Origin of the sequence: Sporosarcina luteola, from assembly GCF_023715245.1 — a bacterium.
Lineage (GTDB): Bacteria > Bacillota > Bacilli > Bacillales_A > Planococcaceae > Sporosarcina > Sporosarcina luteola_C.
In genome coordinates this window covers 301,115-321,615 of sequence record NZ_JAMBNV010000002.1, presented here as the reverse complement: position 1 = coordinate 321,615, position 20,501 = coordinate 301,115, and the positions used below count along the sequence as shown (strand labels likewise).

The 20,501-nt window shown below is 45.8% G+C and carries 25 protein-coding genes; 19 read left to right on the top strand and 6 right to left on the bottom strand.

Annotated features, from left to right (window positions below; all coding sequences use genetic code 11):
* Window positions 1–34: 34 nt before the first annotated feature.
* The gene (locus M3152_RS13140) at window positions 35–481 is read right to left on the bottom strand and encodes an SMI1/KNR4 family protein (protein WP_251695628.1); all 447 of its coding nucleotides are present in this window, start codon (window positions 479–481) and stop codon (window positions 35–37) included.
* A gap of 13 nt (window positions 482–494) precedes the next feature.
* The gene (locus tag M3152_RS13135; protein ID WP_251695627.1) at window positions 495–971 is read right to left on the bottom strand and encodes an immunoglobulin-like domain-containing protein; all 477 of its coding nucleotides are present in this window, start codon (window positions 969–971) and stop codon (window positions 495–497) included.
* Window positions 972–1,088: 117 nt separating this feature from the next.
* Between M3152_RS13135 and M3152_RS13130 the strand changes: the two genes are divergently transcribed.
* The 3 genes from M3152_RS13130 to mazF are packed head-to-tail and all read left to right on the top strand — an operon-like array spanning window position 1,089 to window position 2,653.
* Window positions 1,089–2,039, top strand: a complete 951-nt coding sequence (locus M3152_RS13130; protein WP_251695626.1) for a hypothetical protein — start codon at window positions 1,089–1,091, stop codon at window positions 2,037–2,039.
* 54 nt (window positions 2,040–2,093) lie between these two features.
* Window positions 2,094–2,324 (top strand): AbrB/MazE/SpoVT family DNA-binding domain-containing protein, encoded by a 231-nt coding sequence (locus tag M3152_RS13125; protein WP_251695625.1) that lies wholly within the window; start codon window positions 2,094–2,096, stop codon window positions 2,322–2,324.
* Window positions 2,318–2,653 (top strand): endoribonuclease MazF, encoded by a 336-nt coding sequence (mazF, locus tag M3152_RS13120; RefSeq protein WP_251695624.1) that lies wholly within the window; start codon window positions 2,318–2,320, stop codon window positions 2,651–2,653. The genes M3152_RS13125 and mazF overlap by 7 nt, the downstream gene beginning before the upstream one ends.
* A gap of 6 nt (window positions 2,654–2,659) precedes the next feature.
* Here mazF and M3152_RS13115 read toward each other — a convergent pair whose 3' ends face one another.
* Window positions 2,660–3,028, bottom strand: a complete 369-nt coding sequence (locus M3152_RS13115; protein ID WP_251695623.1) for a VOC family protein — start codon at window positions 3,026–3,028, stop codon at window positions 2,660–2,662.
* Window positions 3,029–3,483: 455 nt separating this feature from the next.
* On the opposite strand from M3152_RS13115, the gene M3152_RS13110 reads away from it, so the two are divergent.
* The 11 genes from M3152_RS13110 (at window position 3,484) to M3152_RS13060 (ending at window position 14,395) form a co-directional block, all read left to right on the top strand.
* Window positions 3,484–4,266, top strand: a complete 783-nt coding sequence (locus M3152_RS13110; protein ID WP_251695622.1) for a hypothetical protein — start codon at window positions 3,484–3,486, stop codon at window positions 4,264–4,266.
* A complete protein-coding gene (locus M3152_RS13105) occupies window positions 4,263–4,916 on the top strand; it encodes a hypothetical protein (RefSeq protein WP_251695621.1) in 654 nt (217 codons plus the stop codon). Before M3152_RS13110 ends, M3152_RS13105 begins: the two co-directional genes overlap by 4 nt.
* Before the next feature lie 2 nt (window positions 4,917–4,918).
* Complete coding sequence (locus M3152_RS13100; protein WP_251695620.1) at window positions 4,919–5,287, top strand: GntR family transcriptional regulator; 369 nt, start codon at window positions 4,919–4,921, stop codon at window positions 5,285–5,287.
* Window positions 5,280–5,999, top strand: a complete 720-nt coding sequence (locus M3152_RS13095) for an ABC transporter ATP-binding protein (protein WP_251695619.1) — start codon at window positions 5,280–5,282, stop codon at window positions 5,997–5,999. The genes M3152_RS13100 and M3152_RS13095 overlap by 8 nt, the downstream gene beginning before the upstream one ends.
* Window positions 5,996–6,913 (top strand): ABC transporter ATP-binding protein, encoded by a 918-nt coding sequence (locus M3152_RS13090; RefSeq protein ID WP_251695618.1) that lies wholly within the window; start codon window positions 5,996–5,998, stop codon window positions 6,911–6,913. The genes M3152_RS13095 and M3152_RS13090 overlap by 4 nt, the downstream gene beginning before the upstream one ends.
* Window positions 6,891–7,658 carry an ABC transporter permease gene (locus tag M3152_RS13085; protein ID WP_251695617.1) on the top strand — a complete coding sequence of 256 codons (768 nt, stop codon included), beginning with the start codon at window positions 6,891–6,893 and terminating at the stop codon, window positions 7,656–7,658. The genes M3152_RS13090 and M3152_RS13085 overlap by 23 nt, the downstream gene beginning before the upstream one ends.
* Window positions 7,659–7,892: 234 nt before the next feature.
* On the top strand, window positions 7,893–9,182 hold the full coding sequence (locus tag M3152_RS13080; RefSeq protein ID WP_251695616.1) for a S8 family peptidase: 1,290 nt from the start codon (window positions 7,893–7,895) through the stop codon (window positions 9,180–9,182).
* Between the two features lie 132 nt (window positions 9,183–9,314).
* Complete coding sequence (locus M3152_RS13075) at window positions 9,315–10,550, top strand: helix-turn-helix domain-containing protein (RefSeq protein WP_251695615.1); 1,236 nt, start codon at window positions 9,315–9,317, stop codon at window positions 10,548–10,550.
* Entirely contained in the window at window positions 10,547–10,708 is a 162-nt protein-coding gene (locus tag M3152_RS13070; RefSeq protein ID WP_251695614.1) for a hypothetical protein, read from the top strand. Before M3152_RS13075 ends, M3152_RS13070 begins: the two co-directional genes overlap by 4 nt.
* A gap of 529 nt (window positions 10,709–11,237) precedes the next feature.
* Window positions 11,238–12,236, top strand: a complete 999-nt coding sequence (locus tag M3152_RS13065) for a nuclease-related domain-containing protein (protein WP_251695613.1) — start codon at window positions 11,238–11,240, stop codon at window positions 12,234–12,236.
* A gap of 221 nt (window positions 12,237–12,457) precedes the next feature.
* Window positions 12,458–14,395, top strand: coding sequence for a DUF2207 domain-containing protein (locus M3152_RS13060; RefSeq protein WP_251695612.1), 1,938 nt, complete (start codon window positions 12,458–12,460; stop codon window positions 14,393–14,395).
* A 39-nt stretch (window positions 14,396–14,434) separates the two neighbouring features.
* Here the strand turns inward: M3152_RS13060 and mscL are convergent, their stop codons facing one another.
* Window positions 14,435–14,812, bottom strand: coding sequence for a large conductance mechanosensitive channel protein MscL (gene mscL, locus M3152_RS13055; RefSeq protein WP_251695611.1), 378 nt, complete (start codon window positions 14,810–14,812; stop codon window positions 14,435–14,437).
* A 90-nt stretch (window positions 14,813–14,902) separates the two neighbouring features.
* Here mscL and M3152_RS13050 point away from each other — a divergent pair, with 90 nt between their 5' ends.
* Window positions 14,903–15,124 carry a transcriptional regulator gene (locus tag M3152_RS13050; RefSeq protein ID WP_251695610.1) on the top strand — a complete coding sequence of 74 codons (222 nt, stop codon included), beginning with the start codon at window positions 14,903–14,905 and terminating at the stop codon, window positions 15,122–15,124.
* 3 nt (window positions 15,125–15,127) lie between these two features.
* On the opposite strand, the gene M3152_RS13045 is transcribed toward M3152_RS13050, so the two are convergent.
* Window positions 15,128–15,457: an MGMT family protein gene (locus tag M3152_RS13045; protein WP_251695609.1), complete on the bottom strand. Its 330-nt coding sequence runs from the start codon at window positions 15,455–15,457 to the stop codon at window positions 15,128–15,130.
* An 80-nt stretch (window positions 15,458–15,537) separates the two neighbouring features.
* On the opposite strand from M3152_RS13045, the gene M3152_RS13040 reads away from it, so the two are divergent.
* Entirely contained in the window at window positions 15,538–16,098 is a 561-nt protein-coding gene (locus M3152_RS13040; protein WP_251695608.1) for a hypothetical protein, read from the top strand.
* An 11-nt stretch (window positions 16,099–16,109) separates the two neighbouring features.
* Here M3152_RS13040 and M3152_RS13035 read toward each other — a convergent pair whose 3' ends face one another.
* Window positions 16,110–16,769, bottom strand: a complete 660-nt coding sequence (locus M3152_RS13035; protein ID WP_251695607.1) for a phosphatase PAP2 family protein — start codon at window positions 16,767–16,769, stop codon at window positions 16,110–16,112.
* Window positions 16,770–16,855: 86 nt separating this feature from the next.
* Between M3152_RS13035 and ytxJ the strand changes: the two genes are divergently transcribed.
* The 3 genes from ytxJ to M3152_RS13020 all read left to right on the top strand — a co-directional run bounded on the left by ytxJ (window position 16,856) and on the right by M3152_RS13020 (window position 20,500).
* Window positions 16,856–17,821 (top strand): bacillithiol system redox-active protein YtxJ, encoded by a 966-nt coding sequence (gene ytxJ, locus M3152_RS13030; RefSeq protein ID WP_251695606.1) that lies wholly within the window; start codon window positions 16,856–16,858, stop codon window positions 17,819–17,821.
* 419 nt (window positions 17,822–18,240) lie between these two features.
* On the top strand, window positions 18,241–19,302 hold the full coding sequence (locus tag M3152_RS13025; protein WP_251695605.1) for a fatty acid desaturase: 1,062 nt from the start codon (window positions 18,241–18,243) through the stop codon (window positions 19,300–19,302).
* Between the two features lie 73 nt (window positions 19,303–19,375).
* The gene (locus M3152_RS13020; RefSeq protein WP_251695604.1) at window positions 19,376–20,500 is read left to right on the top strand and encodes a sensor histidine kinase; all 1,125 of its coding nucleotides are present in this window, start codon (window positions 19,376–19,378) and stop codon (window positions 20,498–20,500) included.
* Window position 20,501 lies beyond the last annotated feature (1 nt).

The window sequence follows — 20,501 nt, the reverse complement described above, 5'->3', positions numbered from 1 at the left end:
TGAAAGCCGCCTTATAATAGGGCGGCTTTTTTCACTATATCTTTGTCAGTTTATCGACGAATTCCGTGAATGATTCCGCCAAGACGTGGAAGTTGTTTCCGTCCCCATCATCCGGCTCAACGTAGACGACATTCGGGGTGTCCCTATTTTCATAATTAAAGGCGAGCCAGGCATGGCCACTACCTGCGAAGAGGACGAGCTGTTGGGGCAATCCCCATTCTTGGATGAAATAGTCACTTAAAAGGATGCCTTCTTCATTCACGCCCATGATCTCTTCCACTTCAATGAAAACATCTCCGCTTTCAATCTGGAAGTCCGCGGGGAATGCCCTATGCGCGGTGTTGACATATCCCCCATTAGCGATTTTCAATAATTGTATAAAATCAGGCGGCAACTTTCTGCCAAGGGTTTCTTCTGCAAGTGTGATTTCTTGGTCAGATGCAGGTTTTTTCATTTGGTCTTGCTTGAATATCTGTTCCAATTCATGTCCTCCTTCATTCCACGGAAAATGTGGCGGCGACGGAAACTTCGTGGTATGGCTCCGTGATGGAAAGGAAAGTTTTGACGAGTCGGTAGTCACCCGGTATGAGGGTGATGCCAAGTGCTTCGACTGAAAATAGTTGTCGACCTTCCTCGCCATCTTTCAGTATGTTGCCGAAATCTCTGAAGCTCGGGTTGTTCAGGAATACAGCGTCTGAATAGGTGATGACATGCCACTTGCCGTCGACTTTCATTTCGATATGATAGAATTCGCCTAAACGGTACGGCTGTCCGCTGTCGTTTCGGACAATGGTGTGGATGGCTGCGGGCGACTCTTCGAATATACTTTCTACAAGTTCCAGTGATAGTCCTTCTTCCGAGTATGATATCTCTTGATCTGGCGCGGGGTCTGGAAGAATGGCGACTGTCGGTTCTTGGGTGCAAGCAACCAATAGCAATAATGCGAGTAGCAGAATGAAAAGCTTTTTCATCGGTATCACCTCTAGATTTAGCATACGGTTAAAACGTCTTGGAAACATTGATTTGTATCAAGCTTTATTGAAACCTCAACTGACCTTCCTCCGTATATGAGGAAAGGAGTGAGTGCGATGAGGACGGGTATCCATGAACGGCAAATGGAGCTGACGATGCTGCGAAATGAACGGAATCGAGTGAAGCGCCGTCTCGACGGGGCGGAGGCGCAATATAAGGAGGCGATCCAGTTGCGCGATCGCCTGCACCGGCAGCTGTCTAAGGAGCAGCAGGATGTTGTGAAGTTGGGCAAATTTTCATTTGGGAATAAAATTAAAGAGTGGACAGGCAAATGGGATGAGCAAATGGAAAAGGAGATTAATGAAGTCGCGGAGGCTGAGCTGAAATATAATGAAGCCGAAAAGACGGTGACCGATTTAAAAGCGGAAGTCGGGAGGCTGCGCGCCGAGATGAACCGGGAGGACTTCCTCTATGTCGATGAGGATTGGGAAGATTTCTTAAAGGAGAAAGAGGCGTGGATCCGGCAAAATGATACTGTGGCAAATGGGACGCTGCAGAAAATTGCCGATGACCGGGTTCGTATCCGATCGTTAGTGAGGGAAATTGACGAGGCGTATGAAGCGGGCGATAAAGCGAAACGGACGCTGGATGCTGCGCTGGATAAGCTAGGCAACGCGGAAGGACTGTCCATGTGGGATACGTTCTTAGGTGGCGGGCTCATCGTTTCGGCGCTGAAGTATTCGGAAATGAATAGTTCGGATGATCTTGTACATCGTGCGCAACGGGCGCTTCGCCATTATGAAACGGAATTGATGGACGTCCAAAATGCCGCGACGGAATCGTTCAATGTGAATCAAAACGACATTTTCACATTTACGGATATTTTCTTTGATAATATTTTCTCCGACTGGGCGGTCCATTCGCGGATTACAGATGCGAAGGGCAAGTTGAACACCGTGCTCCACGACGTTCGCCGCGTGCAGGACCAGTTGCGGCGGAAACACGATGAAGCGATGGAAGAATTAAACCGGCTGGATCAGCAGGAGAAGGATATTATTGTGTCTTAATTGACATATTACACCTTTGTATATACAATGTATATACGAAGGTGGTGTGTCGACATGTACCAAGTGAAGAAATGGGGGAATAGTCTCGGCATCCGTATTCCCAAAACGGTTAGCGATGAACTATTGCTGCGTGAAAACTCCGAAGTTTACCTTTACGTTGAAAATGATCGTTTAATTATCGAGCCAAAACGAAAGTCTCTTCAGGCAATGATTGATGGTATCAAAGAAGATAATATTCATTCTGAAATTGAATTTGGAGAGCCAGAGGGAGGAGAAGCATGGTGAAGTATGTGCCGGAACGTGGGGATCTGATCTGGCTATTATTCTCGCCACAATCCGGGGCAGAACAAGCGGGAAGACGCCCGGCTATTGTTTTATCGCCTTCCGCTTATAATGAAAAATCAGGACTAGTCCTAGTCTGTCCTGTGACTTCAAAACAAAAAGGCTATCCATTTGAAGTCATGCTAAAGGATTCATTAAAAACCTCTGGAATTGTGCTTTCCGACCAGGTGCGTAGTCTAGATTGGCGCGCAAGAGAAGCCAGTTTCATCGAACATATTGATGAGGTAGCACTGGCGGATATACTTGAAAATGTCCGTCTGCTCCTGGATTAACTCACTTCATTCAAACTCCAAAAACTCAACCCGGTTGCCGAACGGATCATGTGTGAAATAGCGGGCACGCCCTGCAATCGGCGGTTCTTCTGAAATATCATATCCGGCCGTTTCCAATCGGGATTTCAATTGTTCAAGCGCATGTACGGTGAAGCCGGGATGCGCTTTTTTGGCTGGCATGAAATCGGCCTGGATGCCGATATGGACTTCATGTGAGCCGCATTTAAACCAGCAGCCGCCACGGGCTTGCAAGTTTTCTGGCTTCGGAATTTCCTCCATTCCGAGCAGGTTGCCGTAAAATTCGCGTGCTTGCTCTTCCGATTGAGGAGGTGCCGCGATTTGGATATGGTCAATACCAGTAAGAAATTGAGTCATCGTCATTCGCCCCTTTTAGGTTGTTACCTTCAGTGTAGATGAGTTGGTCAAGAGAAGCTATGACGGGAAATGGAACAATATGTATAAGGGTTGCTTATGGGTTATTTACTTCGTGATAAGTTATTCGGGCCGAATTCTATAGGTCCCCCTCTTTTGTCGTGATAAATGCCTCTGACAAATTAAACTCTCTATGAATGGGGTGATCCATTAGTCCTGAAGTGACGATATAAATGTGAATATGACCGATAACTTCCTATTAGTGACCGATAACCTCGCTCAAGTAACCGATATCTTCCTGGAAGTGACCGATAACCTTCGGAATTTGATCGATAACTCCATTCAATGACTGCACCGGGACTTTCGATTCATTTCATACAGGTTATTCAATTTCCTTTACATTCCAGTTGTCATTAGTGTACTATGTAACTAATACACCAGTACAGGAGGGGTAGATGGTGAAGCAGTGGAATGGTTTATTGCGGAAGGAATGGGTCCAGTGGAGAGGGCAGATCATTGTGGTGGTCTTCCTGCTACTAGCGGGATTGTTTATATTGCCGTACTTTGCGGGGGTGCTTGTAGCAGGGGAAGTTTCCGTATTCGAAATGACGATGGTCATTGGTTTCGTAGCAGCGGGTGCATGCATATTGGTTCCTATCATTGCGTTCTCGATGATGTTTAATAAGGACATGAAAAGGCCTGATTTATGGTTTCATTCGACAGCCTCCACTGTAAAGCTCGTGGCGGTAAAAATGGTGATGTCATCTGGACTGGGCTTGGCGTACTTGCTTGTTACAGCATTTGTTGTTGCGATTGGTTTTGCAATTACACCTCAACGGGAAGCCATTTTCAATGAGTTGTTGTTCTATGGAAGTTTTCTGATCGGCGGAGTATTTCTCGCTTCCATACAGTTCATGGTTTACGGATTTTTCTTTATCGTCATCGACCAGTTGTTGAAGCCTTTTCTTAAAGGGTTTTCCTTTGTCGTTACATTACTTTTATTCATCATTTCAATAAGGATATACGGTGAGGTTACGGCTTCCGATTTTTACGGAAAATTCATACAGGTAGGCGGTTTCGATTTGATGTCTATTAAGAATCCGGTAATCGATCTCCAATACAATTACTTCACCGTCACGGATACAATTTTGTACACTGGAGAGATTATATTCGCGGTTCTCTTCACTGTCGGTTTGTTCTATTTGGCAATCGCCTTGTTTGAGAAGAGGGTGAGGCTATGACGAGCTGGAATGGTTTATTGAGAAAAGAGTGGGTGCTCTTGAGGTATTCACTGTTCGCCTTTGTCGTAATTTTCATCGTGCTAGCTGTTTCAAGTTTTGCACCTGCGGCGGTTGGCGGAATTGTGGATCCTGATGAGCTCGCTCACATGTTTTCGACGATACTTATCGGTTTCGCCCTGGCATTGTTCCTGCATAGTCTGCAAGTGGATTTGAAGCAGCCGGATCTATGGCTGCATTCACCCGCTTCAATTTGGAAGCTATTATTTGTGAAAGTGGGAATGGTACTACTTTTGATGGTGGGATTTGTTCTGATTTGGGGCGTCCTAGGCGTATTCGCTTATTTCTTGGGAGGTATTGCAGGAATCATCCCAGGAGTGCTAACACTGCAGAAATTGTTTGCCAATACCATTTTCATGATAACGGCGGGCTTGCTAATATGGGTAGTCTATAAAACTTTAGAAATCAGGCATGGTTGGCTGGCAGTACTACTTACACTCATTCCCATCTCGTTTGGGGTAATCATATGGGGATTTCTGATTGTAGTAATGAAGACAATGGATCCTCTCGCCAGCACACTAATCTTCATCGCCGTTTCAATTGTATTATTCGTTAGCGGAGCAATCCTGCTTGAAAAGAAAGTGAGGTACTGACGATGAGCATTGATTTTTTACCGGATAAGCCGATTTACCAGCAGCTCATCGACCGGATTTTGGGGGATATTATGCGTGGCACTTTGAAGGCGGGGGAGAAGTTGCCTTCCGTCCGTGAATACGCAGTTGAAGTTGGCGTGAATGCGAACACGATGCAGCGCGTCTACAGGGAGTTGGAGCAGATGGAGATCACTGAGACAAGAAGGGGGCAGGGATCGTTCGTGACGGAAAATCAAGAGAAAATCAAGGCGCTTCGCAATGAAATGAAGGAGCAGCTCGTGACGACATTCCTTCAAAGTGTGGCGGCATTCGGATTTACGACTGACGAAATTGTAAAGTGTCTGCAGGAACGGGGTGGCGGAAATGATTGAGTTGAAACATATCGTGAAGAAGTATGGCAGTAAAAGGGCATTGCAGGATGTGACTGTGTCGATTCCTAGAGGGAAAGTGATCGGACTTGTCGGTGAAAATGGAAGCGGCAAGTCGACATTATTGAAGATGATGGCGGGTTTATTGACAGCGAATAGCGGCAGCGCGGCGTTTGACGGGCAACCAATTACGCGGCGTATTGCTTCACGAGTTGCCTATATGTCCGACACCGATGATTTCTATACGTACTTTACCGTGCAGCAGCTGATCGATTTCTACGAATCACAATTCGAGGACTTCGACATGGTCAAAGCGAAGGAGATTGTGCAATTTCTGAATGTGTCGCTTACTTCGCGGATAAAAAGCTTGTCCAAAGGGAACCGTGGACGTGTGAAAATCGCCGTGACGCTTGCGAGGGAAGCCGATTACTACTTGCTCGACGAACCGTTTTCAGGCCTTGACCCAATGGTCCGGGAAGATATCGCGAAAGGGCTCATTCGTTTTACGGACCCGGAGCGTCAGTCGGTCATCATGTCGACGCATGAAATTCGGGAAGTGGAGCCGCTGCTGGATGAAATCATCGTCATGCGGGGCGGGCGGTTGATCGCCCATGAGGCGGTCGATGAAATAAGGGATTTTTACGGAATCGATGCAACGAGCTGGATGGTGTCACTTTTCAAAGATTCACAAGTGGAAAGGGAGTTGGGAAAATGAAGCCGGTAGTGGAATTGAAGAATTTATCCAAAACGATTCGAAGCAAGAAAATCATCGACAATTTGAATCTGTCGCTGTATCCGGGGCAGATCACGGGCTTCCTCGGTCCGAATGGTGCGGGGAAAACGACGACGATCAGAATGATGGTAGGGCTCATGAAGCAGACGGAGGGCGATATCGTCATCGAAGGGGTTTCATTGCGGGACAACTTCGAGGTAGGCCTTTCAAAGGTTGGTGTCATTGTTGAGAATCCTGAAATGTATAAATTTATGTCAGGTTATAAGAATTTGCTGCATTTTGCCCGCATGCATAAAGGTGTGACGAAGGAGCGGATCGATGATGTCGTCCGCCAAGTCGGGATGCAAAATCGTATCCATGAAAAAGTAGGGACCTATTCGCTCGGAATGCGTCAACGTTTAGGCCTCGCGCAGGCTATCCTGCACCGGCCGAAGTTCTTGATTTTGGATGAACCGACGAATGGACTCGATCCTGCTGGAATCCGTGAATTCAGGCAGTACCTTCGTAAGATTGCAGAAACAGAAGGGGTATCCGTCTTCGTTTCCAGCCATATGCTCTCCGAAATTGAGCTCATGTGCGACCGGATTGCCATCATCCAAAACGGCAAGCTGATCGATATCCGTGAAATGTCCGAGGCGCGGGAATCGTTCTATTATATTGAAGCAACGCCGGCGGAAAAGGCGAAGCAACTGCTTACGGATGGAGGGTTCACGGTGGAGCCGTTTACAGATGGATTGCTCGTCAATGCGGAGCAACATCAAATCCCGGACCTGGTCGAGTCGTTCATTGCCGAAGGGCTGCAAGTGTTTGCGGTTCAGCCGCATCGGAAAACGTTGGAAGATGAGTTCTTAGAGATGACTGGAGGTGGCCAGATTGCTGAAGCTTATGCAAAATGAATGGATGAAATTGTGGCATAAAAAAGGAACATGGATCATGGTCGGTATTCTTGTCGTCTTGACAGTCGGAATGATGGGCTTGATGAAATGGATTAGCTTGCAGAATATGGGTGGCGAAATGACAAGGGAAGGGATGATCCAGGATCCATCTTCACTGGGCGGAACTGTCTTATTGCTGACGGTCATCGTTGCAGCGGGCATTGTCGCGTCCGAGTTTTCCCAGGGTACGATTAAGATGCTGCTGACACGCCCGGTAAAAAGATGGAAGATTCTTGTATCCAAATTCCTGACCGTGAATCTCTTTGGCATTTTCCTTATGCTGATTGGTTACGTTGTCTATATCCTGTTGGCGATGCTTTTATTCAAATCGGGGGCAGGAGAGAGCTTATCGGATTGGTCGGTTTGGAGCAAGAGTCTGTATATGCTGCTTCTTTCATTCGGTAACGTATTCATCACTTCGACATTCGCATTTGCAATCGGAAGCGTTTTCCGCTCCAGCTCACTCGCAATCGGTCTGTCACTGTTCATTTACTTCACCGGCTCAACGATCAGCGCCTTGCTTTCGAAATACGAAATTGCAAAGTACTTGTTCTTCACACATATGGACCTGACCCAATTCGAAACGGGCATGATGTTAGTGCCTGACTTGACGTTGCCTTTCTCGCTTGCGGTATTAGCCGTTTATATCGTGGTCTTCCTTCTTATCAGCTTTTCGACATTCATAAAACGAGATGTTACAGCTTGATTGGTAGGTATAATTGAACAGAGAATTAATAATTTGCCCAACACCAACCGCGTAAATGGTTGGTGTTTTTTAGTTCTTTTGATTCAAATTAGTTCCTTTTGATGGGTGGATAGATATAGAGAATAGTCGGGGATACTGTCGAATCCAGGCGAGTTTTTCCCAATTTCCTATAATCATAATGTTTGCTACAGTAAGGATAGCAAAACCGAATCTATTAGGAAAAGAGGAGAATGAATGAAGAGACCATTGAAGGTGCTCGCGGTAATGGCGCTTACAGCAAGTATGCTGATGCCAACAGGAGCTGTCTACGCAGAGGACGATTTCCGGGATTTCAAAGAGAATCAGATGAAGCAAAGGGGCGAAACGTTCCGAGTGCTCATCACGGCAACGACTGACCAAGAGTTGCAAGAGCTTCAACAAAACTACGAGCTCCGAAATGAATTCGACGGCCATTCCTACACGACAGATGTGACAGCGAAAGAATTCTCGCTGCTGCAAAACATGCCGCATATCACTGTTGAAAAAGTGGATGTCCTCTCCATCCAGATCGACCCGTCCTCTTTGAAGCTGAATAATGAGGTGGATGCAGCGGCCGCTAGCCAATCCGTTCCTTGGGGAATCAAGGCAATCTATAACGATAATAACTTAACTTCTACGACGGGCGGCTCGAACGTAAGAGTCGCCGTGCTCGATACAGGCGTCAATGTGAACCATAACGATCTATACTACAACGCGGAGCAATGTAAGGATTTTACGCAAAGCGCGTCGCTAGTGAATAATACGTGCACCGACCGAAACGGGCACGGGACCCACGTTGCGGGAACCGCCTTAGGAGAGGGTGGCGATGACCGTAGAGGCGTTTACGGAGTGGCCCCGAATGCAAAGCTTTGGGCGTATAAAGTATTGAACGACTCCGGAAGCGGCTATGCGGATGATATCGCGAATGCAATCCGACACGCGGCAGATGAGGCATACGCACAACGGGTGAAAGTCGTCATCAACATGTCCCTCGGTTCGAACGGAGAAAGTTCGTTGATCACGAATGCTGTAAATTACGCGTATGACCGCGGCGCATTAATTATCGCGGCAGCAGGAAACGATGGCTTTTCTCCTGGTTCAATCGATTATCCGGCAGCCTTGCCGTCAGCAATTGCAGTTGCGAATCTCGAGAATCGGTTGGAAAATAGCACATACCGTGTCGCCAACTCATCTTCCCGGGGCCATTCAAGGACAGCAGGCGATCATATCATCCAAACGGGGGATGTTGAACTGTCCGCACCGGGCACATCCATATTCTCAACTTGGTACAACGGCGGTTACGCAACAATCAGCGGAACATCTATGGCCACACCGCATGTGGCAGGATTGGCAGCGAAAGTCTGGGCGGAAAATCCTAGCTTCACAAACGTTCAACTTCGCGCCAACTTGCAAAATCGTGCGAAAACATATGACATCCTCGGCGGTTATCATGCCGGACGAGGAGACGACATTGCATCCGGATTCGGATTCGCACGAGTACGTTAACATAGCCTCCTAATGAAAATCCCATACATTAGGCCGAAAACAGTCCCATACTCCCCTGGGACTGTTTTCTCATGTGTTCGTTCACTCAAAATGATATGTTTGAATAATAAGAAATTTGCGGGGGTGCAAATGATGAATATTGGATCTATCCTGAAGTACTACCGAATGAAAAACAACTTAACACAGGCAGAACTCAGCAAAGGTGTCTGTTCCATTTCCCATTTGAGTAAGATCGAGTCGAATAAATACATTCCAAACGGCGAAACGATCAATGAATTGTTTAAACGGATGGGTGTTGTTTGGGAACGGGAAGTACTTACATATGAATATTGGAAAGAGAAATTAGAAACTTTCATCATTCACTCGGTCTACTATGATCTGAAATCGATGGATGAGGTGTACAAAGAGCTTTCTACTCAAATAGACTATTTGCAATCGACGGACTTGGTGAACCGGTATGAGCTCTACAAATTACGTTATTATTTATTCAAACAGGACATGCCTCGTGCCACACAACAAGTCTTCATCTTGAAACGAATGGAGACATCCTTCACGGATTATGAAAAAGCCGTATCCAAAGTCATTCACCTGATGTACGACATTTTTTCGCAAAACTTTACAGAGGCGGAAAACCTTCTTGAACAGATAGAAGAGTACCGCGAACGGATTCCCTTTATGTTCGAAGGGGAGCTGTTTTATCAAAAAGCATATTTGCTTCACAACCGAGCACAATACGGCAAATCGACCTACTTTGCGGAAATGGCTGTCGACCACTTCCGGAAGGACTGCAATTACATCCGCTTGCTGCACGCCCAACTTCTGCTTGCCATCAATTATACAAACCGCGACTTCATCCTGCAGGCGGACGCCTTGTTTAAAATAATTCTTCGCAATGCGAAGATGATGGAGATGGATCAGTTGTATCAGGGAGCGCTCTATAATTATTCAGTATTACAAAACCGCAGGGGTTTCCATGAATCTGCCTATGAGATGTTGCAGGAATTAAAAGCGTTGTTGGAACCCGGAGCAGATTATTATCAAGCAATCCTCATTCATTTATTGCAAACCGCCGTTGAAAAGAATAAAGAAATAGATCCGTTGCTGGAAGAATTGAAAGTACTATCGGAGAGGAAGAATGACCCGTATTTAACGATACAGTTGAATTACTTTCGGCATACTAAACTTTCCCAACAAGAGCTTTTCGACTATTGTGAACAAATAGTATTTCCTTTTATGAAAAAACATGGTTATATAGGGGAAGCAAGAAGTATCGCCTGGAGGTTGGCAACCTATTACCGATCCACTGGCGACTACGGAAAAGCCGCGAAGTACAGTTTATATCACTATGAAAAAGGGGAGAAGGAATGATGAAACGAAAATTATCCATTATCTTGTTGACAGCACTGCTTGCTGCATTTGCAGGAACAGGAAGCGCTTTGGCATTGGAACCGGATGACAGCGTACACACAAACACTAAAGGAAAGGACAATCTAACACCACCATCGATTTTACCTCCACAAGTATAAGAAAAAGGTGTTCCACAGCCAATCGAGGCCGCGGGACACCTTTTCAATTTACACGCGCGATGCCGCGATTAACCAAAAAAAAGCACTTCAACAATCACTTATGATTGTTGAATGTGCTGACAAGACCAAATGTTGTACCAAGGATGATAAAAGCGAACAGCGTGTACATGATGTATAGGAACCACATGAAGACTTCACTCCTTTTTATCGTAAATCCTACATTCCATTGTAGCATCACTTCGGGAAGGTGGCAACGGGAGAAGCGAGGTTGTCGGAATAATGATGCATGGCGATTTTTGCCGTTGTTCTTGTAGTTATAAAGTAATGATTTGGTGATAATTTATGATATTCAATAGATAACTATCCAGATTCAATAGATAACTTTTCGTATTCAATAGATAAAAACTACGATTCGATAGATAACTTGTCCGATTCAATAGATAACTTTTCGCCAATCCATTGAGGGGGAAAATCTCTTATGGAAAAGGTATGCATGGCATGCTACAATCAGGCGAGGAGGTGGTTTATATTGATAATTAAGAAAAAAGGGAATTCATTTAAACGGAAGGCGTTGGAGAGACTCTTGCGAAGGTTGCCAGAACAACATCCAAGGTTTCCGAGTATGGAAAATGCATTACGATCAACACGGGCCGGTGAAAATGGAGAGAGATTATTAGGAGAGGTATTTCAAAAATATTTGTTTCCATTTGAACATTACATAATTCACGATCTTCATTTGAAATCCACTGGTTACTTTCAAATTGACACGCTTTTTCTATGCAAACAAGGAGCAATCATTTTGGAAATGAAAAATATAGCGGGCCGAATTAGTTTTCCGGCCAACCAGAATCAACTTACTCGGACTCTGGATAATGGACAAGTTGACTCATTTGAATGTCCCTCCATTCAGCTTGAGCGCAACCAACTTTTATTGAGCGATTGGTTTCACGCACGAAATATTTCAATCCCTATTCATAAAGCGGTAGTTTTTCCAAGGCCGCAGCAGCATTTCGAAAATCTGCGTCATAATCTAACAGTGCTTTTCCCCCTTGAAATTCCAATCTATCTACGAAACATCGGAGAACGATCCCCAACTCTCGATGACGATGAGCTGACTAGCATTGCTACGGCTTTAGTAGAGAGCCATCGTGATTATAACCCTTTTCCTTTCTCATCTAGCTACAACATTCCACCGTCTGAATTAATAACTGGCGTCCGTTGCAATCATTGCGGATCCTTTGGCATGCGGTCCATTCATAAAGGATGGGGTTGTGAATTGTGTGGTCATGTCGACCAGCATGCGCACTTAGATTCACTACTGGACTACTTCATGCTTGTTGATAATCGAATAACGAACAAAGACTGCAGAAATTTCTTGCGCCTGGATAGTCATCAAAAAGCAAACCGTATATTAAAGCATTTGGAAATACCTTCTCTCGGAGAAAAAAGAGGCACCTTTTATGTCGCGAGCTTAAAAGACATTGAATCACTATCGAACAGAACAGAGTCGCTAGGTAAAAGGTCTTGATATGGTGATAAGTTCTAGTATTTAATAGATAACCTCCTGTATTCAATAGATAACATCCCATATTCGATAGATAACTCACCGGATTCGATAGATAATTACCTCTATAACTAGTAGCAACTATTTCCTGTGCAAAAGCGTGACAAACTGCCCGTTTTATTATACTTTTGAAACCCTTCCCAGCGATTCGCCGTATTCTAATAAAGCAATAGGGGGGTGTTCCGATGCGGAAGATAGTTGTTATCATAATCATGCTATTCATCCTTTCACCAACCCATGTCCATGCGAAGTCCTTCACGATCGACCGGGTGCAGATCAAAGGGTGGGTGCAGACGAATGGCGATATGCTTGTGAATGAGGTGTTCACGTATACATTGGATGGGGAGTTTTCGCGATTGACACGGTCGTTTCCGGAGAAGCATCTCGGCCAGATTCATAATTTTGAGGCGTATCATATCGCAAGCAAAGACCCCATTGTTGGGGAAATCGATGAATCCACCTTGACGAAAGCGGCGGTGTCTCGAAAAGGCGGCACATACGCGACGGAAATCCAGGCGGAGAATGACACGATGACCATCCTGTATGTTTACAAGATGCAGAACGCGGTGACATCGTACGATACATATAGTGATTTGGCTATCACCTTTTTCGAAGGGAGCAGCAATCACGATATGGACTTGAATAATGTGGACATCACCTTCGCTATGCCGGGCGACGCCGGCAACGACCAGATCCATGGATTTATTCACGATCGAGAAGGGCAGGTGCGGAAGGTTTATCGCGACGGTATTTCGTTTCATACGCCAAAATCAGCCGCATACACAGTGACGGGGACACGTGTGCTGTTCCCTTCGACAATTATGACCGGACAGCAAAAAATCGCAGCGCCGGTTTCATTCGAGGAAGCAATCCGGAAGGAACAGCGGCTCATTGATAAAAAGGAGTCAAGGTGGGCGAATATTCCAGCCGCGAAAAACGTGGCGGATGGTCTCAGCATTTTTTTCATTGTACTGGCCGGCATGCTTGTACTCCTAAGGCAACGAATCCTTTCCTTGTTCGGCAGCACGGATCTTGTATTACAGACCGATCCGTCATATTTGGCTTTTGTCGATCAAAATGGGCGGTTCAATCGGAAAAACTTTCTGGCAGGGCTATTTTCACTCGTCGAAAAAGGAATTATCAAAGCGGAATTGACAGAATCAGCGGCACGGTTCCAAGGGAAGGAAGGCGCACCCGACAAGACGCTTGTCTTTCGCTTGCTTCAGTCGAATGAACAATTGAAAAAATCCAAGCATACATTACTGCCCCATGAACAATATTTGGTGACGTGGCTATTCAAGGGAAGGGTCGGTCATCGGAAATTCCATTTGCACGACATGGCCGGACCTTCAGTACGTGAAGATAAGGAGAATCGGACTTATCTGCGGAAACAGCGGCAATTCCATGGAAACCATGAAATCTGGCATGAGGATGTGCTTAATCTAATGGAGGAGGCGGGTGCCCTTTCGACAAAGGTGCCGAAAATGATGAAGGTAGTTATTTTCCTTTTGCTTACGATAACGACGATGTATGGATTTTACGCGGATGGCGCGGGTGGCTGGGGGATTGCCTTCCCCGCGATTGTTGCTGGCATCGTGTATTATTTTTACAGTACAAACCCTGGAAATAAATGGCCCGCTATCCTATTCTTTATCGGAATGTTTTCTGCTGGGGCACAAATCGTTGCTTCAGAAGTAACAGAAGCTGTCCTTTCTGCGGTCATTTGTGGCGCAGTTTTCTTCTTCTTGATTCCAAAGGCGGTTCCAATCTCGTTTACCGCACTTTACACGAAGATGAGCATTACTAAATACAGGCGACAGATGAAGAGGGGAATACCGGATTATCTCCATTCCGACGAAGCTGACCGGTGGATTACACGAGCTTATTTATTGAATAAATCAAAGAAAAGACTTCCAAGGATTAAAAGGGGTTTGCCTGAATCCTCTTCGCTAGCGCCCCTTTTCGCATTGCAAACGGATCCTCTTTATTTCACCTACTCCACTTGGGGTCCGATGAGCATCAACAAAAGCGGATCCTCTTGGGGAGGCGGATCCAGTGATTCCGGCGGCTACAGTGGCGGAGGTGGAGGAGATGGCGGCGGCGGTGGAGCCGGGGCAGAGTAATAGAAAAAATGCCGGTTTGTAAAAAGACCGGCATTTTCGTCATTGTTTTTCCTTCAATAAATCACGGATTTCTTTCAATAATTCCTCTTTTGCATCAAGAGCAGGCTCTTCATCCTTTGCCGGCTCTTCTTTCCGCTTGAACTTCATTAAGAGACGTACGAATAGGAAAATCGAGAATGCGATAATGATGAAATCAATGATGGATTGTAAAAAGAGACCATATTTAATAGGAGTCGCCCCGATTGCCACCTCGAGTTTTGATACGTCAACCTTCCCAGTGATTGCAACGAGGAGCGGCATAATGATGTTATCGACGAGCGATGATACGATTTTCCCGAATGCTGCCCCGATGACGACGGCAATTGCAAGGTCTAGGACGTTTCCTTTGAACGCAAATTCCTTAAATTCTTTCCACATATTACTCACCCCTTTCAAATGAAAACTAGTTGTTTTTCTCCAATCGTTCGCATATAATGAGAACAAATGTTCCGAATGGAGATGACAGCTATGCGACAGGCTTTACTGAAGATATGCCAACGCCATGAATTGGCTGAAATGATCTATATGGGGGCGGATGGCACACTGACGAAGAGACGCGTGCGCATCCTGGCAGTCGGCATCGATTCATTCACGGCCTACTGCCATCTGCGTCATGAGAAACGTACGTTCAAAATAGACCGGGTCTTGTCCATCCAACGTGTCGTAAGTCGTGAACGGCAGGCCATTTGAATTTCACCACATGAATTCCTCTTCAGGAAACCATCGATAGACTTGCAGATCCACTTTACCGTTTGGCAAGAATTTCACGCCTTCCGCCTCTAGCAACTCTCGCTGCAAACCGCCTTTTTCTTCCCGATCGGAAGGGGTTGATATGCCGCCTTGCGCATTGATGATACGATGCCAAGGCAAGTCGTATTTAGCGCTCATCGAGTGGAGGACCCTGACGACTTGTCTTGCGCCTCGCGGACTGCCTGCTGCGCTTGCTACTTGTCCATATGTCATGACCTTGCCTGCAGGGATGTCCCCGATGATCTGCACAACTCTTTCTGTAAATGGAAGCATGTCATTCCTCCTCATAATGAAACTATCCATATCTCTCAATCGTACACAAGATAAGTGGAAATTAAAATGGGAGAGTGGTCATGTTGAGCAACTTGTTCACGAAACAAAGTTTCATCGGATATCTCATTAAGATTGCCGGAGTTGTCGTGATCGCATGGGGAGTCATCCAAGGAATCATTTCGTTGTCGATGATGGCGAAAATGGGCGGTGGCGAGTTCATGAATGAATGGGGAGAAATGCAGTATGCTAGCGGGCTTACAGGCTCGACGTTGTTTGCATTCCTCGGCATTGTCGCAATACATTTCCTCATTGGATTGCTGATCATCGGATTCGGAGAAGTGATCGATACCTTGCAGAAGATTTATTTCTGCATGGATTCTGAAGCGAAGCAACAATGGGAGGATGAGCGGAAGGAGAAAGAAAAGGAAATTGTCGTGCCGAATCGAGATGTGCCATTTTGGGTGGAGCAGGAAGTGAAGGGCTATTACGAAGAAATGCAATCGAACGTCCAATCCATTGAAAAGACTAGCGATCCGTATGTGTTCAAAATTGCGGTGGATGAGCGCGTTGACTATATGGAAGTTGGGAACTTCGAACCGCGGATTTTATCCGAAGAGGAAACGGCTAAATTCACCGAATGAAAAGGGCCTCGTCAGTCTTCGACGAGGCTGCGTTTCTTCTGATTCTGAAATAGGACGAACAGTAACAACGTAAGTGTAAGCCAAAATGCGCTTGCAATCATGCCTCCGAGGATATCGCTCGGGAAATGGACGCCTAGATAGATGCGGCTCGCGGAAATCATGACGAACATGAAAATTGCAAAGGCCACTAAGGCGATCCTGCCTGCAGTCGATTGTATATGACGCCATAGCAAATAAATGAAAAGCAGGTAGAGACTGAAGGCCATCATTGCATGACCGCTCGGAAAGCTGTAGCCACCCACCTCGGTGAGACGATGGAACTCAGGACGGGGCCTTTTGAAAATGAGCTTCAAAGCTTGGAATAATATAATGGTCCCGATCATTGTAAAGAAAAAGTAGTAGGCTTGGCTTCTAGAGCCGAACTTCCATAGTAGAAGAACGGTCAATGCGATGGTAAGGAGCATGACGACTTTCGTGGAGCCGATGAATGTGAAAGCGAGCATAATTGACGTCAACCAAGACGCTTCCAACCCTTGCATGGCATCAATGACCGATCTGTCAAATCCGCCGACCATATCGCTGAGAATCGCTGTGACTAGGAAAGCAAAGGCACTACCGAAAACAATACATAAAATGATGGCCACAGAAGGGCGAATTGGTGATTCCTTCAACTAGATCATCCTCTCTTCTGCGACATATTGTACAGGAAAAGACATGGTGCTGCATATTGTGAAGTAGGAAAGTGGGGTGGGAATGAATGGAAGTCACGGTGTTGCTCATCTGCGCATATTTGATTGGCAATTTGCTGATGGCAACTGTCATCGGTAAATTGTTGTTCCGACAAGACATCCGCTTAGCAGGCAGCGGAAATCCTGGAGCGCGAAATGCAGGAAGAGTGTTCGGAAAAACCGGCTTTGTATTGACGTTCATTGGAGATGCAGTAAAGGGAGCGGCCGTCGTCTCACTTGCCAGATGGCTAGGGATGGACGAATGGCTTCAACTGGTATGCCTCATTGCCGTCATGGCAGGGCATATATATCCAATTGTCCATAAGTTCCGCGGCGGGCAAGGGGTATCGACGTTCATTGGTGGGATGCTTTCATTCAACCCGATTGTCGTCGCTAGTTTTGTTGTCGTGTTCCTCATTTTTTACCCATTCCTGAAAAACTTCAGCCTCGTCGGATTAAGTGCTATGGCCCTGTCGCCGCTATTCTTGTTTGGATTAACGAAAGAATGGCCCCAAACGGTTGCCGCCATACTCGTCGTGGCTCTCCTATTATTCGCACACCGGAAAGATTTTCCTTGCCGCAAAAGGGTATACATGGCAGTAAGGCGACCCATCCACCGTCTATTAGTTGCGAATGACCCCTCAAATAGGGAAAGGAGAGATCATCTAATGAAAGAGATCCGATCCATTGAAGAATGGGAACAAGTACGGAGTCAATCGAATAAAGAGCCGGTCTTACTGATGAAGCATAGCTCGACGTGCCCGATAAGCGCAGCAGGGTATCGGGAGTTCGAAAGATTCGAAACGGAGATACCGAAATACTATCTGATTGTCCAAAGAAGCCGCCGACTGTCAAATGAAATCGAAAGCGAATTGAGCATCCAGCATGAGAGTCCACAGCTATTCTTACTGAAGGATGGCGAAGCAGCATGGCATGCAAGCCATTACAAAATCAGTCAATCCAATCTCAAAGCAGCCGTACAAGCGAACGGGTGATGAATGCAGACATCTCTTAATGGGATGTCTGTTTTTTATATGTGAATCACTATGTAATTGAACCTCTTGATTTGTCAAACGCATGCATTAGTAATTTAAACTTCTCCCAGACGAGATTGTGCTCGTCGTACCTAAAATTGCATATCACGCATAAACCCTGAAATTCACGCATAACTCCTCTGAATCCCGCATAAACGTTAAAACTCGCGCATAACTCTCCAAACGCACGCATAAACGTAATTACTTACGCATAACTCCAGAAAAACACGCATAAACCTTATATCTCGTTCCTATTCTTTGTGAATGCCTTCACAAAAAATGACACTTGTCATATGAAAAGTTATGACGTTCATCTATTCTGCAAAATGGGTAAGCATACTAGTATGGAAATAAGGAAAATTATCGAGGAGGCGTTTACAATGAGCAAGGAAAAAACGAAGCAATTGCACAAAAATGTTGCACCTTATGCCAAATCGGATTTAAAAAAGAGTGTCATCCAATTGATTAATACGGTTCCGCCTATATTTATTCTATGGTTTTTGGCGTATCAGAGCTTGTCGGTATCGATTTGGTTGACGATCGGGATTGCAATACTCACAGCGGGCTTTGTCGTACGGACATTCATCATTTTCCACGACTGCACGCATGGTTCTTTCTTTAAAAACAAAAAAGCGAATGATATTGTCGGTACGATTACAGGAATCCTCACGCTGTTCCCATATGAGAAATGGAAACGCGAGCACGCGATTCACCACGCGACAAGCTCCAACTTGGATAAGCGGGGCGTCGGAGACATCTGGGTCATGACGGTTGAAGAATATATCGAAGCTTCGAATTGGGTTAAGTTCAAGTATCGATGCTACCGGAATCCCCTTGTCATGTTCGGGCTCGGACCGCTATATTTGGTACTCATTACAGGTAGAGTAAACCGAAAAGATGCACGTTCTAAAGAACGTAACAACACATACTTGACGAATGTCGTTCTCGTCGCACTCTATGCATTCATGGTATGGCTCGTCGGCTGGCAGGCATTCCTCATCGTTCAAGGTTCGATCATGTTTGTCTCTGCTGCGCTCGGCATCTGGCTTTTCTACATCCAACATACATTCGAGGACTCTTATTTCGAGGAAGAATCCGAGTGGGATTACGTGAAAGCGGCAGTGGAAGGCAGCTCGTATTACAAATTGCCGAAAGTCCTACAATGGGCGACTGGCAACATCGGCTTCCACCACGTCCATCATTTGGCTCCACGCGTTCCGAACTACAACTTGGAAAAAGCGCATGAGTCAACGCCGCCACTTCAAATGGCGACGACAATTAATATCAAAACAAGCTTGGAATCGCTCCGCTATAAAGTATATGACCCGCAAAACAAGCGGTTCATCACATTCAAAGAAGTGAAAAACGCGGTCAAACGTGCCACACCAGGCATTAATTTGAATGAATTGAAACGGAAACAAACAAGCTTTGACAGTAAATAATAAGACGCAGCCGCCTTCCTATGAGGCGGCTGTGTGTTTTTGGTACAATGGAAGAAACAGGACGGTGAAATGGATGCAAAAATGGTATAGTATTTTCCCGAAAAATCGGTGGCTCAGTATTTATGCATGGGTCGTTTTTTGCCTATTGCCGTTCTTTTTCATATTTCGGACATGGTCTGCTGTCGGAATCTCAGTCGGGACCGGACTATTAGTACTTTTCTTCATCTCCTATTTCTTTTCAATCAAATCAAAAAGCGGGCTCGTCTATATGTGGGTCAGCTTCGAAATCGTCATCAATATTGTCATGACACTTTTGTTCGGCTACGTCTACCTGTCCATTTTTACTGCGTTTTTCATCGGAAATATCAGATCAACGGTAGGATTCTTCATCATGTATGGCCTTCATATCTTTTTTACGGTTGGTGCGATTGTTACAGGATTTTTCCTGGAGATCAACCTCTTTTTACCGCAAGTCCATTTCATTCTCATAACGGTGATCGGTGTCATCCTGCTTCCGTTCAATCTGTACAATCGAAGCAAGCGCGAAAGACTTGAAGATCAGTTGGAGGACGCGAATGAGCGCATTTCAGAGCTAATATTGCTGGAGGAACGGGAGCGAATCGCAAGGGACCTTCATGACACGCTCGGGCAGAAACTATCGATGATTGGATTGAAAAGCGACTTGGCCCGAAGATTGATTTCAAAAAGTCCGGAAGCGGCGGAACAAGAACTGAATGACATCCGCCAAACGGTCAGCACAGCGCTGAAGGAAGTGCGTGAGCTTGTGGCGGATATGCGTGCGACACGGCTTGTGGATGAAGTGATGCGTGCTCGTCAAATTCTAGCTGCCGCAGAAATCGAATTGAGGATTGAAGGAAACCCGGCCGTGACCCATATTCCGTCAAATTTTGAAAATGTCCTCGGCATGTGCCTGAAAGAGGCTGTCACAAATGTTGTAAAGCATAGTGAAGCGACGGTTTGCAATGTCATTTTCAAGCAGAAGGAAGATGAAGTGTCGATTATCGTCCACGATAACGGAAAAGGGATGAAAGCGGTAAAATCAGTCAGCACGGGCTTGAAGGGCATGAGGGAACGTCTGGAATTCGTGAATGGCTCGCTCGAAATCGAAGAGGAGAGCGGAACGACATTGACGATCCGGATACCGATCGTCATTACACATCAAGTGGAGGAGGGGTAAT

Bases quoted from the DNA above. Each gene is read 5' to 3' on its own strand.
- M3152_RS13135 (WP_251695627.1), bottom strand. From the start codon at position 971: ATGAAAAAGCTTTTCATTCTGCTACTCGCATTATTGCTATTGGTTGCT.
- M3152_RS13130 (WP_251695626.1), top strand. From the start codon at position 1,089: ATGAGGACGGGTATCCATGAACGGCAAATGGAGCTGACGATGCTGCGA.
- M3152_RS13125 (WP_251695625.1), top strand. From the start codon at position 2,094: ATGTACCAAGTGAAGAAATGGGGGAATAGTCTCGGCATCCGTATTCCC.
- mazF (WP_251695624.1), top strand. From the start codon at position 2,318: ATGGTGAAGTATGTGCCGGAACGTGGGGATCTGATCTGGCTATTATTC.
- M3152_RS13115 (WP_251695623.1), bottom strand. From the start codon at position 3,028: ATGACTCAATTTCTTACTGGTATTGACCATATCCAAATCGCGGCACCT.
- M3152_RS13105 (WP_251695621.1), top strand. From the start codon at position 4,263: ATGACGAGCTGGAATGGTTTATTGAGAAAAGAGTGGGTGCTCTTGAGG.
- M3152_RS13100 (WP_251695620.1), top strand. From the start codon at position 4,919: ATGAGCATTGATTTTTTACCGGATAAGCCGATTTACCAGCAGCTCATC.
- M3152_RS13095 (WP_251695619.1), top strand. From the start codon at position 5,280: ATGATTGAGTTGAAACATATCGTGAAGAAGTATGGCAGTAAAAGGGCA.
- M3152_RS13090 (WP_251695618.1), top strand. From the start codon at position 5,996: ATGAAGCCGGTAGTGGAATTGAAGAATTTATCCAAAACGATTCGAAGC.
- M3152_RS13080 (WP_251695616.1), top strand. From the start codon at position 7,893: ATGAAGAGACCATTGAAGGTGCTCGCGGTAATGGCGCTTACAGCAAGT.
- M3152_RS13075 (WP_251695615.1), top strand. From the start codon at position 9,315: ATGAATATTGGATCTATCCTGAAGTACTACCGAATGAAAAACAACTTA.
- M3152_RS13070 (WP_251695614.1), top strand. From the start codon at position 10,547: ATGATGAAACGAAAATTATCCATTATCTTGTTGACAGCACTGCTTGCT.
- M3152_RS13060 (WP_251695612.1), top strand. From the start codon at position 12,458: ATGCGGAAGATAGTTGTTATCATAATCATGCTATTCATCCTTTCACCA.
- mscL (WP_251695611.1), bottom strand. From the start codon at position 14,812: ATGTGGAAAGAATTTAAGGAATTTGCGTTCAAAGGAAACGTCCTAGAC.
- M3152_RS13050 (WP_251695610.1), top strand. From the start codon at position 14,903: ATGCGACAGGCTTTACTGAAGATATGCCAACGCCATGAATTGGCTGAA.
- M3152_RS13045 (WP_251695609.1), bottom strand. From the start codon at position 15,457: ATGCTTCCATTTACAGAAAGAGTTGTGCAGATCATCGGGGACATCCCT.
- M3152_RS13040 (WP_251695608.1), top strand. From the start codon at position 15,538: ATGTTGAGCAACTTGTTCACGAAACAAAGTTTCATCGGATATCTCATT.
- ytxJ (WP_251695606.1), top strand. From the start codon at position 16,856: ATGGAAGTCACGGTGTTGCTCATCTGCGCATATTTGATTGGCAATTTG.
- M3152_RS13025 (WP_251695605.1), top strand. From the start codon at position 18,241: ATGAGCAAGGAAAAAACGAAGCAATTGCACAAAAATGTTGCACCTTAT.
- M3152_RS13020 (WP_251695604.1), top strand. From the start codon at position 19,376: ATGCAAAAATGGTATAGTATTTTCCCGAAAAATCGGTGGCTCAGTATT.